A 12970-nucleotide genomic window follows, 5' to 3' on the forward strand; every position below is an offset into this window, starting at 1 on the left:
AACAAACCGGACTTCAGATTCTTAACGAGAAGGTCCGTTTACTTACGCTGCCTGGACGAAGCTCATTCACAAGTTCGGATCTTGACTTGAAATCAGCCGTATGGGTTCAGCACGCTAAAGAAGGGTCGAAACACAAATGAAGTCGTACCTCACTCGCCTTGGCGCCGCGACGTTGGGCTGTGCTGCGGTGATTGTGTCTTCTGCCGCGGTTGCCAGCGCTGATCCACCGGACCCGCACAAGCCCAACATGACGATGGGCTACTGCCCGGGCGGGCGTTGGGGTTTTGGCGAGTTGGCCGTGTGCGACGGCGAGAAGTATCCCGACGGGTCGTTCTGGCACCAGTGGATGCGAACCTATATCACCGGGCCGCAGTGGTACTACGACTGCGTAGGCGGCGACGAGCCGCTGCCGGGTCCGCCACCGCCTGGTGGTTGCGACGGCGCGATTCCGCCCGACCAGCCTGACGCGCCCGCCACCTGAGTTGGATCCGGTTGTCTGCGAAGCCCGACATCCGGCAGCAACCGCCGGCGGAGACGCCCACGCGGCGACGACGCGGGAACTGACGTTCACACCGCACCTGCGGTCTGAACCGAGACGCCCGAGCACGGCGATGGCGAACACCTCACCACAATTTTCGACACGCTTTAGACAACATTCTCCGGCTCAAAGGCCGGCTTGGCCGATACCGGCATGTCGACATTTCCCTTGCAGGCGCCGCTGGTGATGTCGGTATGGAACACGCCGGTGAGGATTCCGTGCGGCCCGGGGGTATATACCGCAATGGAGTTGGCCGGGTCGTACTCGATTGTCCCGTCGGGCAGCAGGCAGTCCCATTTCCAGGCGGTCTCTCGCACCCATTGGGAGCCGTTCCAGGTGTATTCGATTGGGCGCTGGATGAACTCATTTTTGGCCGGCGGCCCATCGGTCACCGTGGCGATACAGACGCCCGCCGCACAGCTCGAGCTGAAGGAGTATTTGGCCCGGTGGGCGTATTCTGGTGCACTCGCTGCGATGCTGGTTCCGGTTTTCGCGTTGGCCCCGAACGTCACGACGTATTGTCCATTCCAGCTCGGAGTCTCCTCGGCCGTCGCGCGGGGAGCTTCCGACATGCAGACACAACACAACGACGCGGCAGCCAGCGTGACGAGCGCGGTTTGGCGAAGCCCGGACATCTTTCCTCCCTGATCGGGCTTGATCGGGTTTGAAAAGATGTCGGGTTCGGTGACCGAGTCGTTACACCGCTGAGGGATTGGGACGCAGCAGCTGTAGCGCGGCCGGAACCGCGGAGATCTCGGCGGGCAGCGGACACGCGAAGTCGCCGTCGGCGTACACGTTGATGCCGGGGCACTCGACGTCGACGGTCTTGGCCCGTGCGGTGGTCACCTCGTCCAGCTCGACGTGGGTGCCGTTCATGGCGGTGGGCAGGAAGCGGACCATTTTCGTCCGGGACGCCGAGGCCAACATGGTGATGTCGAGCAGGCCGTCGGAATGATCGGCGTTGGGGCAGATGAGCAGCCCGCCGCCGTAGCTACGAGTATTGCCGAAGGCGGCAAGCGTGAGGTCGGTCTCGATTTCCCGAGCGCCGTCGAGGACCAATCGGAACGGCAACATCCGCAGCTGCGACAGCTCGGCGAGCATCGCGAGGTAGTAGCGCAGGCGGCCATGCGGCCAACGCATCCGATTGGCTCGGTCGGTCACCAGCGAATCGAATCCGGTTGCCGCCACGGTGCCGAACCATTTGTCGACCCCCGCGCGGTCACGGATCCGGCCCAGGTCAACGGTTTCCGTCCAGCCGTCGACGACGATGTCCGCGGCGGCTTCGGGATCCTTGGTGGGAATCCCGAATTCGCGGGCGTGATCGTTGCCGGTGCCCGCCGGAATGATGCCCAGCGGAACATCGGTGCCCGCCAATACCTGCAGCGCATTGGAGATGACGCCGTCGCCGCCGGTGACGACGACGGCATCGGTGCCCTTCTCGACTGCGGCGGCAAGCAGATAGCGCGCATCTTCAGCGTTCTCACCGACGATTTCGATGACTTCCACCCCGCGATGATGCAACCGGGCCATCGCACGTTGCGAGGCCTGGACCGCGGCGCCGTGCCCAGAGACAGGATTGGTCAGCGCAGTCACCTTGGCGATCTCGCGCCGGCGCGGTTGCCGGGAGACAGGGTTCTCGGCGGTCACGGAATCAGCTTGCCGGGATTGAGAATTCCGGCCGGATCCAGTGTCGCTTTGATTGCGCGCAGCAACTGCACACCCAGATCGCCGACCTCCTGACGCATCCAGGGGCGGTGGTCGGCGCCAATCGCGTGGTGGTGGGTAATGGTGCCGCCGTTGGCCATGATCGCGTCCGATGCGGCCTTCTTGGCTGCCATCCACTGCTCGATCGGATTGCCTCGCTGCCCCGCGACGACGGTGAAGTACAGCGACGCCCCGGTCGGATACACGTGCGACACATGGCACATCACCAGCGCCGGGGTACCCGATTCCGCCAGTGACGTGGACAGCGCCTCAGTGACCGCGGCTTTCAGGGCCGCGATGTTGGACCAGTCGGTGGCGGTCTCCAGCGTCTCGCATAGCGCGCCGGCCGCCAGCAGCGAATCCCGCAGATAGGGCGCGGCGTACCGGCCGCGCTCCCAGGCCTGCGCCGGCCCCTCGCCCAGTGACGTTCCGCCGTGGGCTGCCAGCAACGCGCGCGTCTCGGCGTGCCGGCTTTCGGCGTGTTCCTTGGTGCCCTCGAAGAGGGTGAGCCCCAAACAGCCGCCGGTGATTTGGTTTTCACCGATCGATTCGGTGGTGGCGAGGTTCACGCCGGTCTCGGCCTCATCGGAGAGGCGGACGACGGTGGGTCCGGTTCCGGTTTGGGTGACCGCACGCAGCGCCGCGACGCCGGTAGCGAAGTCGGGGAACGACCAGGCTTCGTAGCGCGTCGTTTCCGGTATCCGGTGTACCCGCAACCGCACCTTGGTGATGACGCCGAAGGCACCTTCCGAGCCGATCGCCAGTTGGCGCAGGTCCGGACCTGCCGCCGAGGCCGCTACCCGGCCCAGATCCAGCACACCCACCGGAGTGATCATGCGCAGCCCGAGAATCATGTCGTTGAACCGGCCATAGCCGGCGGAATCCTGGCCGGAGGAACGGGTTGCCGCGAAACCGCCGATGGTGGCGAAGAGGAAGCTTTGCGGGAAGTGCCCGAGCGAGAAGCCGTGCTCACCAAGCAGGCGTTCGGCCTCGGGACCGGTCACGCCGGCCCCCAATTCCGCTATGCCCGAAACTTCGTCGAGAAAGTGAAGTTGGTTGAAGCGCCGCAAATCCAGCGAGATCACCGCGCCGAACTCGCCGCGGTCGGGATCAAGCCCGCCGACGACGTTGGTGCCGCCGCCGAAGGGGACGACGGCGATGCCGTGGTCGGAGCAATACCGCAGGATCGCGGCGACAGTCCCGTCATCACCGGGCAGCAACACCGCGTCGGGAGCATCCTGAGGACCAGTGTCCTTTCGCCGCAGCATGTCTGGTGTCGACTTACCGCCCGCGTGCAGCAACCGGTCGCGGTCGGCGGCGCGGAAGTATTCGGCGCCGACGATTTCGGCCAGCGCGTCCCGGTCGGCCTGCGACAAGGTGGACGGGCGCAGAGTCACCTGATTCGGATTAAGCTCTGCTTCATCCGAATCACCAAGGCCGACAACCTGTTTCAGCAGAGCACGGACGCTGTCGGAGAGCGGCTTCGCAGCGGCGGGATCTCCCCACGCATTCCATTTCATGGGCGGAAGGAGTTCCTCGAGATGTGTCATGCGTTACAGTATTGCATATGCTGTCAACGAGTAATGCTCCCGAAAACATCGGGGCGCGCATACTTGCAGCGGCCGCGAGCTGTGTCCGCGAGCACGGTGTTGATAAGGTCGCACTCGCCGAGATCGCACGACGCGCGGGCGTCAGTCGCCCGACCGTTTACCGCCGGTGGCCGGACACGAGGTCGATCATCGCGGCGTTGCTGACCCGCCACATCACCGATGTGCTCGACGAATTGCCCCTCGATGGCGACGACCGTGAAGCCGTGGTGAGGCAAGTCGTCGCGGTGGCCGATCGGCTACGGCGCGACGACTTGATCAAGGCGCTGATGCACTCGGACCTGGCCAGGGTTTACATCACCGAGCGCCTGGGCACCAGCCAGCAGTTCCTGATCGAGGGGCTCGCGGCGCGACTCAAAGTGGCACAACGAACGGGCAGCGTCCGCGCCGGCGACCCCCGTCAACTCGCGACCATGGTGCTGCTCATCGCCCAGTCGACGATCCAGTCCGTCGACATCGTCAATCCGATCCTCGATTCCCAAGCACTGGCTGCCGAACTCACCTACTCACTGAACGGATACCTGGCCTGATGCCCAATTCGACCGCTCTGAACGCCGCGCGCCGCACTGCCGAACTGACCGCTCTGGCCGACGGGGAAGCGCTGGATGTGCTCGTCATCGGTGGCGGGATCACCGGTGTCGGGATCGCGTTGGACGCCGCGTCCCGGGGCTTGCGGGTGGCCCTGGCCGAAAAGCACGACCTCGCGTTCGGAACCAGCCGGTGGAGCTCCAAACTGGTGCATGGCGGGTTGCGCTACCTGGCTAGCGGCAACGTGGGCATCGCCCGGCGCAGCGCGATCGAGCGCGGAATCCTGATGACCCGCAACGCCCCTCATCTGGTACATGCGATGCCGCAGCTGGTCCCGCTGCTGCCGTCGATGGGTCACGTCAAACGCGCGCTGGTGCGCACCGGGTTCCTGGCCGGTGACGCGTTACGCATGCTGGCCGGCACGCCGTCCTCGACGCTGCCCCGATCGCGCACCATCCCGGCGCAGCGCGTGATCGAGATGGCGCCGACCGTGCGGCGTGACGGCCTTGCCGGCGGCTTGCTGGCTTACGACGGGCAATTGATCGACGACGCCCGACTGGTAGTTGCGGTCGCGCGCACCGCGGCCCAGCACGGCGCCCGGATCCTGACTTACGTTGGCGCATCGAACGCGACGGGCACTTCGGCGCGGTTGACCGATCAGCGCACCGGCCAAACCTTCGATGTGTCCGCCCGCGCCGTCATCAACGCCGCGGGAGTGTGGGGCGGCCAGATCGACCCCTCGCTGAAGTTACGGCCCAGCCGTGGAACACATCTCGTATTCGACGCCGATGCCTTCGGGAATCCGACTGCGGCGCTGACTATTCCGATTCCCGGTGAGCTCAACCGCTTCGTGTTCGCCATGCCCGAGCAGCTGGGCCGGGTTTACCTCGGTCTGACCGACGAAGATGCTCCCGGCCCGATTCCGGATGTGCCAGAACCATCTTCGGAAGAGATCATGTTCCTGCTGGACACGGTCAACACCGCGCTGACAACCAAACTGCAGACCACCGATGTCATCGGTGCCTACGCCGGGCTGCGGCCACTGATCGACACCGGAGAGGGCCGCACCGCTGACGTTTCCCGCGACCACGCCGTCATCGAATCCCCGTCGCGGGTGATCAGCGTGGTCGGCGGCAAGCTGACCGAATACCGGTATATGGCCGAGGATGTGCTGAACCGTGCGATCAGCCTGCGGCACTTGCGCGCCGGTGATTGCCGGACTCGCAACCTGCCGCTGATCGGTGCGCCGGCGAACCCCGGGCCTTGCCCACAGGGATCGGCGGCCGGCTTGCCCGGGTCATTGGTGGCGCGTTACGGCGCCGAGGCGGCCAATGTGATCACCACCGCCACCTGCGAGCGTCCCATCGAAGCGGTCGCCGACGGCATCGACGTAACCCGGGCCGAGTTCGAGTACGCAGTGACCCATGAGGGTGCACTGGATGTCGACGACATCCTGGATCGCCGAACCCGAATCGGCCTGGTGCCCCGCGACCGTGAGCGTGTTGTCGCCGTCGCTGAGGAGTTCCTCGCAGGGGCCGCACCGGGGTAGTGGAACTGAGTCCTATCGGCATGCCAAAGCGAACAGCGCGCTGTCGGTGCCGGTGACGAGCAGACACCCAATCGCGTTCCGCCGGGCTGTGGCGTGCGATTCTGCGACTGCTCGCGGTCAGAAACTACAGCGGAATGTTCTTGTGGCGCCCGCGCCGCGCCGGCGCGTGGGCCAGCGCCTCGGTGAGCTTGCTGCGGGTGTGCGCCGGGTCGATCTTCTCGTCGACCACGCCGATGTCGATGGCACTGTCCACGCCGCCGGCAATCCGCTCGTGCTCGGCCGCCAGTTCGTCATGCAGCGCTTCGCGTTCATGCTCGGCCGCCGCAGCCAGCTTCTTCTTGTGCAGGATGCCGACGGCCGCTTTGGCGCCCATCACGGCTACCTCGGCGTCCGGCCAGGCGAACACCTTGGTGGCATTCAGCGAGCGGGAGTTCATCGCAATGTAGGCCCCGCCGTACGTCTTTCGGGTGACCAGGGTGACCCGCGGAACGGTGCACTCGCCGAATGCGTGCAGCAGCTTGGCGCCGCGACGCACCACGCCGCCCCACTCCTGGTCGACACCCGGCAGATAGCCGGGCACATCGACCACCACCACCAGCGGAATCCCGAACGCATCGCAGAGCCGCACGAAACGTGCTGCCTTCTCGGCACTTTCGGAGTTCAGGCAGCCGCCCAGCCGCAGCGGATTGTTGGCCAGCACACCGACCGTGCGGCCGGACAACCGGCCCAAACCGACCACCATCGACGGCGCCCAATTGGCCTGGAACTCGTCGAAAGGCGTTTCGCTGTCGAGAATTGCGGTCACGATCGGACGCACCTCATAGGCCCGCCGAGGAGATTCGGGCAGCAGCGCGTGGATATCGGTGTCGCCGGCCTCGGCCTTGCTCCGGTCGAAATGGCCTTGTTGACAGAACAATCCGACCAGCCGGCGACCGCGCTCGTAGGCGTCGAGCTCGTCGTCGGCGACGATATGGCACACCCCGGACTTCTTGTGGTGAGTCTCGGGGCCACCGAGAGAGGCCATGTCGACGTCCTCGCCGGTGACGCTGCGCACCACGTCGGGCCCGGTGACGAACACCCGGCTTTCAGGCGCCATCACGACGACGTCGGTCAGGGCCGGCCCATAGGCGGCGCCGCCTGCGGCGAAGCCGACGACCACCGAGATCTGCGGGACATACCCCGATGCCCGAATCATGGCCTCGAATACCAAGCCCACCGCGTGCAGCGCCTTGACACCTTCGGCCAGCCGGGCACCGCCGGAATGCCAGATGCCCACAATCGGGCTCTGCTCCTCGATGGCGGTGTCGTAGGCGTTGACGATGTGTGCGCAGCCTTCGGTGCCCATGGCGCCGCCCATCACGGTGCCGTCGGTGCAGAACGCGATGGTGCGCACACCGTTCACGGTGCCCGAAGCGGCCAGTACGCCAGAGCGGTCACGCTCGTGCAGCAGCTCCACGCTGCCGTCGTCGAAGAAGGTGCTCAGTCGCAGCAGCGGATCGCGGGGGTCGAGCGACTCGCCGACCGCCTCGGGGGCCATGATCGTCATCGCAGGTCTCCTGTTATTCCGGGGTGGCTCGGGATTTAGTACCGCCCGAAAGCGATTGCCACGTTGTGGCCGCCGAATCCGAACGAGTTGTTGATCGCATACCGGTAGTCACCGGGCCGCGGCTTACCCGCCACCACGTCCAAGTCGATCTCCGGATCGAGGTTTTCCAGGTTCAGTGTCGGGGGAACGACCTGGTCCCGCAACGCGAGCACGGTCAGGATCGATTCCACCGCACCGACGGCGCCCACCGAGTGGCCCAGCGCGGCCTTGGGTGCGTACACCGCGGCGTTACCGCCGTGGGGGCCGAGCGCGTTGTTGATGGCCTTGCCCTCGGCCAGGTCACCCACCGAGGTCCCGGTGGCGTGTGCGTTGACATGGCCGATGTCGGCCGGCGTCAGGCCCGCGAGCTGAATCGCCCGGCTCATCGCATGCCCGGCGCGTTCCCCGTTGGGGTCGGGCGCCACCATGTGAAAGCCGTCGGAGGTAATGCTGGCTCCCATGATGCGGGCCAGGATGTTCGCACCGCGGGCCTTGGCGTGCTCCTCGGTCTCGATCACCATGAGCGCACCGGCTTCACCGAACACGAAGCCGCTGCGGTCCCGGTCGAACGGGCGGCAGGCGCCGACGGGATCGTCGTTCTTGGTGGACATCACGATGCGCATCTGGGCGAACGCCGCGATCGGCACCGCCTCGATCTTGGTCTCGACGCCACCGCAGATCGCCACGTCAGCCTCGCCGAAGACGATGTTGCGCCACGCCTGAGCGATGCCCTCGGAACCGGACGCGCACGCCGACACCGGGGTGATGACGCCCGCCTTGGCATGCCGTTCCAGGCCGACCGCAGCCGCGGCGCCGTTGGGCATGTACTTCTGCACACCGAGCGGTGAGACCGCCTTCATGCCACGAGCACGCAGGTCGTCGTAGCTGAACACCATCTCTTCCGACGAGCCCAGCCCGGTGCCGATGGACACCATCAACCGGTCGGGGTCGACTTCGGGTGAGCCCGCGTTCTCCCACACTCGGCGGCTCAAGATGGTGGACATCTTCTGCAAGTAGCCCATGCGCCGTAGCTCGACGCGCGTCAATTGGCTGTCGAACTCCTCCAGCAGATGCCCGCCGATGCGCACCGGCAGGTCGAATTCCTCGACGAACGGGTCGTCGAGGACGCGGATCCCGCTTTGGCTGTCGAGCAGCAACTTCCACGTGGTTTCCACGTCGGTGGCCAGTGCGGTTGTCATGGCGACGCCGGTGACCACTACGTTCGGGAGCGTTTTCCCGGTAACCAGCTCTGTCATGAGTGTTGCGAACATTCCTTCCGTATCTGTTCGGCTCACCCCCGCAAGCGGGGGGACCCCCACCTCGGGCCTCGCGGCCCGCGATGTCTTGCTTCAGTAGCGCCCGAAGGCGAGTGCCACATTATGACCGCCGAAGCCGAACGAGTTGTTGATGGCATAGCGGAATTCGCCGTAGCGAGGTTCGCCCGCGACAACATCGAGGTCGATTTCGGGATCGGGGGTCTCGTAGTTCAGTGTGGGCGGGATGACGCCGTCCCGCAGTGTCAACACGGTCAATATCGACTCCAGCGCCCCGACTGCGCCAATGGAGTGACCTAAGGCCGATTTCGGAGCGTACACCGCGGCATGCTCACAACCGGCGACCCGGATGGCGTTGGCCTCGGCAGCGTCGCCGATCGGTGTCGCGGTGCCGTGCGCGTTGACGTGGTCGATGTCTTTGGGGGACAAACCCGCCAGCTCCAGCGACCGTGTCATCGCCCGGCCGGCACGCACGCCGTCCGCCGCGGGTGCCACCATGTGGAAGGCGTCCGAGGTGATACCGGCACCCATCAACCGGGCCAGCGGCTTTGCCCCGCGGGCCTTGGCGTGCTCCTCGGTCTCGAGCAGCATCAGCGCACCGGCCTCGCCGAACACGAAACCGTCACGGTCCTTGTCGAACGGCCGCGAGGCACGCTCGGGCTCGTCGTTGCGGGTCGACATGGCCCGCATCATCGAGAACGCCGCGATGGGCAGCGCCTCGATGGGGCCCTCGACACCGCCGCAGACGGCGACGTCGGCGTCACCCATGACGATCTGACGCCACGCATGCGCGATGGCCTCCGAACCCGATGAACAAGCCGAGACCGGGGTGATCACCCCGGCCCGGGCGCCGAGCTGCAGGCCCACGACCGCCGCGGCGCCGTTGGGCATGATCATTTGAACGGCGAGCGGGGACACCTTGCGGGGCCCGCCCTCGTTCATCAGGTCGTAGCTCTCGACGATCCGCTCGGCCCCACCGAGGCCGGTTCCGACCACGACGGTGAACCGGTCCGGGTCGACGTCCGGACTGCCCGCGGATTCCCACAGGTGTCCACTGAGCAGCTTGGCCATCCGCTGGACGTACGACATGCGGCGCATGTCGAGCCGGCCCATGTGCTTGTCGACGGGCTCCTTGAGGTGGCCACCGATCTTGACCGGTAGGTCCCACTTGGTGATGAACTCGTCTTCGAGGACGTGGATGCCGCTCTCGCCGGCCAACAGACCCTTCCACGTGCTCTCGATGTCCGGCGAGATCGACGTCGTCGCTGTGACGGCGGTTACCACGACGTCCTTAAAAGGAGCGCCGCGGTAACCGCCATTAGCAGTGGAAGGCTTGGTCACTTGCTCTCTGCTTCCAGCCTCGCCTTGACGTTGGCAACAGCCTCGGGGTTCTCCGACTCGAGCTTGGCCCGCAGCGCCTCGGCAGCCTCGGGGTTCTCTTCCTCGAGCTTCTGGATGTAGGCGACGACGTCACCGACGGTGCGCAGACCGGCGAGGTCCTCGTCCGGGATCTTCACGCCGTACTTGTCCTCGGTCTGCACGGCGATCTCCACCATCGACAGCGAGTCGATGTCCAGGTCGTCGACGAACGACTTCTCCGGGGTGACCTCGGAGGGCTCGATACCGGTGACCTCTTCGATGATCTCGGCGATACCGGCGATGATTTCTTCCTGACTGACGGCCACAGTTAGCTTCCCTTCGTAATGTGTTGTGGGCAAATCGGTTTGACGTGCATTTTTGGTCCTGGACGAATCCTGCGGTTACAGGCTTGCCAACTCGTCCAGATCTGCGGGTGACTTGACGGCGCGCGTCGGAACCCCCCGAAGTTCGCGTTTGGCGATGCCGGTGAGGGTGCCCGCGGGGGGGAACTCCACGATCGCCGTGACTTTGTGCTCACTGTGCTCGCGGATGTACGCGGTGCACAGATCCCAGCGCACGGGCTGGGTGAGCTGGGAGACCAGGGCTTCCATCGCCGCGGCCGCAGACGCGACCGGCATGCCGTCGCGGTTGGACAGCAACGTGGCGGTGGGCTCGGCGGTCGCAATGGCGGCCGCCGCCGCAGCGTAGCCCTCCAGGGCCGGGGCCATGAACTGGGTGTGGAACGCTCCGGCGACGCCCAGCGCACGCACCCGGGCCTTGGCCGGCGGGTCCTCGGCGAGCTTTTCCAAAGCGGTCAGCCGGCCGGCGGCGACGATCTGGCCGGCGGCGTTGCGGTTGGCCGGGATCAGGTCGAGCTGTTCGAGGCGACTCAGCACCTCGGCCTCGTCGCCGCCGAGCACCGCCGACATACCGGTCGGCTCGGCGGCGCACGCCTTGGCCATCTCGGCGCCGCGGGTCGCGGCCAGTGCGACGGCGTCATCGGCCGCTATTACCCCGGCGATCGCGTAGGCCGCGATCTCGCCGACGGAGTGGCCGGCCACGATGAACTCCCGGCCCACCAGCAGACCCCTCTGTGTCAGCTCCTGGTAAGCCAGCAGGGTGGCCGCAACGATCAACGGCTGAGCGACCGCCGTGTCGGTGATCTCCTCGGTCGACGCGGTGGTGCCCAGGCGGGCCAGGTCCAGGCCGCTGGCCTGCGACCACGAGGCGATCCGGTCCGCCGCGCCTGGCAATTCCAGCCACGGCGACAGCATTCCCTCGGTCTGGGAGCCCTGTCCGGGCGCAAGCAACGCAATCACGTGTCTAAGAGAACACTGTGGAAACGGTTTTGCGCGGTGTAACAGATTATGAACCTGGTCTTAGGTTTTTGTGGAGACCATACAAAATAGCCGCGTAAGCTACATGTTTGAGATCGCCCCGCGATCTGTGCCCTGAATCACTATTGTCCCGGTTCGGCCGTCAGGCCGATCTTCAGGCCCCCTCGGCACCCCGCCTGAGCGGGAGCGGAACCGCTGCCATGGCATTGTTCGCGGCGCCCGGATGCGGTGCCGGATAGTTGAGCTGGCCCGCTGTCGCGGCCACCCGCAGGACATAGGCGTCGCGCGGTTGGGTCGGATCACGCCCGGTGAAGTCGGTGATCCGCTTGAGCCGGTACCGGATGGTGTTTGGATGAACGAACAACTTCCTGGCACACGCCTCAATCGCGCCGCCACAATCCAGATACGCGTCCAGCGTTTCGATGAGCGTCGGGCCGGCGTCGGCCAGTGGCCGCATCACGTCGGTATGCAACGCCACGATCGCCGAGGCGTCACCCATCAGGGCGCGTTCCGGCAGCAATTCACGGGCCAGCACCGGGCGCGGCGCGCCGCGCCAGCCGGCGACCGCGTTCATCCCCGAAATCGCCTCGCTGGCACTGTGATAGGCCGCGGTGAGCATGGGAGCGGTCGGCCCGATGACCACCGGCCCGTCGGAGAACGCCTTCAGCAGGTCCTTGAGGAATTTATCGGTGGGCGCCAAGTGGCCGGACACGATGGCCACCAGCCAGGTGCCGTGTACGTCGGTGAGCGCTGCCCGGCCGTGGCGGGCGGCGATGTCGCGGACGTCCTGGCTGGCCCGCTTGCTGCCGTCCTCGTTATTCGAGCCGTCGCGCCCCGGTGCCGGGGTGCCCACCACCACCGTTGCCGGCGCGGTGGTGTCCCAGTTCAGCGCCGCCGCCCGGGACAGCAGCTCCGGGCCGGTGTCGCCGCGTACCACCGCGTCGACCACGCTGGCCTCCATCCGGCTGTCCCAGGTGCCGCGCGCTTCGGCGGCGTCGGCGTAGGCGGAGGCTGCGGTGAACGCCAGGTCCCGGCTGTACTTCAAGATGCCCACGGTCAGCGCGGTCAACTGCTCCTCCGAACGGGCCAGCAGCGGCACCACTTCTTCGAAGAACTCCATGGTGACCCGCACCATGTCGACGGTGTGACGCAACGCGATTCGTCGGGTCAGGTCTTGGGGCACCAGTTCGAATGCCTGTGCGGTGTAACTCACATCGCTGTGCGGGTCCTGCATCCACTCGACGAAGTTGACCACGGCCGTCTGCACCACCAGTGCCACGCTGGCGCGCTGGGACGCCTCCAGGTCGGCGAAGAACGGCAACCGCTCCTGCATCACCGAGACCGCCTCGGTGGCCAGCCGGCCCGAATACTGCTTCAACCGTCGCAGCAGCGAATCGGGCACGGTGTCCAGCAGTTCGAGCGGTGATCTCGACGACGCGAGCTTCGCCAATGGCGAAAACTGGGGCGAAAACTGGTTGTCGTTCACCCC

The 12970-nt window shown here is 66.1% G+C and carries 12 protein-coding genes; 3 read left to right on the forward strand and 9 right to left on the reverse strand.

The annotated features are described in order from the left end of the window. Positions 1–136 precede the first annotated feature (136 nt). A complete protein-coding gene (locus AWC07_RS13555; RefSeq protein ID WP_036412537.1) occupies positions 137–481 on the forward strand; it encodes a hypothetical protein in 345 nt (114 codons plus the stop codon). A 164-nt stretch (positions 482–645) separates the two neighbouring features. Here AWC07_RS13555 and AWC07_RS13560 read toward each other — a convergent pair whose 3' ends face one another. From AWC07_RS13560 to AWC07_RS13570, 3 genes are all read right to left on the reverse strand, one after another. Next, a complete protein-coding gene (locus AWC07_RS13560) occupies positions 646–1173 on the reverse strand; it encodes an Rv2253 family sensor-like surface protein (protein ID WP_036412535.1) in 528 nt (175 codons plus the stop codon). Positions 1174–1234: 61 nt separating this feature from the next. Beyond that, positions 1235–2185 (reverse strand): diacylglycerol kinase, encoded by a 951-nt coding sequence (locus AWC07_RS13565; protein ID WP_036412533.1) that lies wholly within the window; start codon positions 2183–2185, stop codon positions 1235–1237. Then, the gene (locus AWC07_RS13570; RefSeq protein ID WP_084293484.1) at positions 2182–3762 is read right to left on the reverse strand and encodes an FAD-binding oxidoreductase; all 1581 of its coding nucleotides are present in this window, start codon (positions 3760–3762) and stop codon (positions 2182–2184) included. Before AWC07_RS13570 ends, AWC07_RS13565 begins: the two co-directional genes overlap by 4 nt. A gap of 47 nt (positions 3763–3809) precedes the next feature. Between AWC07_RS13570 and AWC07_RS13575 the strand changes: the two genes are divergently transcribed. Continuing rightward, positions 3810–4379 (forward strand): TetR/AcrR family transcriptional regulator, encoded by a 570-nt coding sequence (locus tag AWC07_RS13575; RefSeq protein WP_036412529.1) that lies wholly within the window; start codon positions 3810–3812, stop codon positions 4377–4379. After that, positions 4379–5926, forward strand: a complete 1548-nt coding sequence (locus AWC07_RS13580) for a glycerol-3-phosphate dehydrogenase/oxidase (protein WP_139829685.1) — start codon at positions 4379–4381, stop codon at positions 5924–5926. Before AWC07_RS13575 ends, AWC07_RS13580 begins: the two co-directional genes overlap by 1 nt. A gap of 124 nt (positions 5927–6050) precedes the next feature. On the opposite strand, the gene AWC07_RS13585 is transcribed toward AWC07_RS13580, so the two are convergent. The 6 genes from AWC07_RS13585 to AWC07_RS13610 all read right to left on the reverse strand — a co-directional run bounded on the left by AWC07_RS13585 (position 6051) and on the right by AWC07_RS13610 (position 12967). Further along, the gene (locus tag AWC07_RS13585) at positions 6051–7472 is read right to left on the reverse strand and encodes an acyl-CoA carboxylase subunit beta (protein ID WP_036411466.1); all 1422 of its coding nucleotides are present in this window, start codon (positions 7470–7472) and stop codon (positions 6051–6053) included. A gap of 35 nt (positions 7473–7507) precedes the next feature. Further along, positions 7508–8767 (reverse strand): 3-oxoacyl-ACP synthase KasB, encoded by a 1260-nt coding sequence (gene kasB, locus AWC07_RS13590; RefSeq protein ID WP_036411475.1) that lies wholly within the window; start codon positions 8765–8767, stop codon positions 7508–7510. 93 nt (positions 8768–8860) lie between these two features. Then, a complete protein-coding gene (kasA, locus tag AWC07_RS13595) occupies positions 8861–10126 on the reverse strand; it encodes a 3-oxoacyl-ACP synthase KasA (protein ID WP_036411465.1) in 1266 nt (421 codons plus the stop codon). After that, entirely contained in the window at positions 10123–10470 is a 348-nt protein-coding gene (acpM, locus tag AWC07_RS13600) for a meromycolate extension acyl carrier protein AcpM (RefSeq protein WP_023365075.1), read from the reverse strand. The genes kasA and acpM overlap by 4 nt, the downstream gene beginning before the upstream one ends. 75 nt (positions 10471–10545) lie before the next feature. After that, entirely contained in the window at positions 10546–11463 is a 918-nt protein-coding gene (locus tag AWC07_RS13605; RefSeq protein ID WP_036411464.1) for an ACP S-malonyltransferase, read from the reverse strand. Positions 11464–11635: 172 nt separating this feature from the next. Beyond that, entirely contained in the window at positions 11636–12967 is a 1332-nt protein-coding gene (locus tag AWC07_RS13610) for a PucR family transcriptional regulator (protein WP_036411462.1), read from the reverse strand. Positions 12968–12970 lie beyond the last annotated feature (3 nt).

The organism is Mycobacterium gastri, assembly GCF_002102175.1.
GTDB classification, from domain to species: domain Bacteria; phylum Actinomycetota; class Actinomycetes; order Mycobacteriales; family Mycobacteriaceae; genus Mycobacterium; species Mycobacterium gastri.

Excerpts from the sequence above, each read along its gene's own strand:
- AWC07_RS13580 (WP_139829685.1), top strand. The coding sequence starts at position 4,379 with ATGCCCAATTCGACCGCTCTGAACGCCGCGCGCCGCACTGCCGAACTG.
- AWC07_RS13555 (WP_036412537.1), top strand. The coding sequence starts at position 137 with ATGAAGTCGTACCTCACTCGCCTTGGCGCCGCGACGTTGGGCTGTGCT.
- AWC07_RS13570 (WP_084293484.1), bottom strand. The coding sequence starts at position 3,762 with ATGAAATGGAATGCGTGGGGAGATCCCGCCGCTGCGAAGCCGCTCTCC.
- kasB (WP_036411475.1), bottom strand. The coding sequence starts at position 8,767 with ATGACAGAGCTGGTTACCGGGAAAACGCTCCCGAACGTAGTGGTCACC.
- AWC07_RS13585 (WP_036411466.1), bottom strand. The coding sequence starts at position 7,472 with ATGACGATCATGGCCCCCGAGGCGGTCGGCGAGTCGCTCGACCCCCGC.
- AWC07_RS13575 (WP_036412529.1), top strand. The coding sequence starts at position 3,810 with ATGCTGTCAACGAGTAATGCTCCCGAAAACATCGGGGCGCGCATACTT.
- AWC07_RS13560 (WP_036412535.1), bottom strand. The coding sequence starts at position 1,173 with ATGTCCGGGCTTCGCCAAACCGCGCTCGTCACGCTGGCTGCCGCGTCG.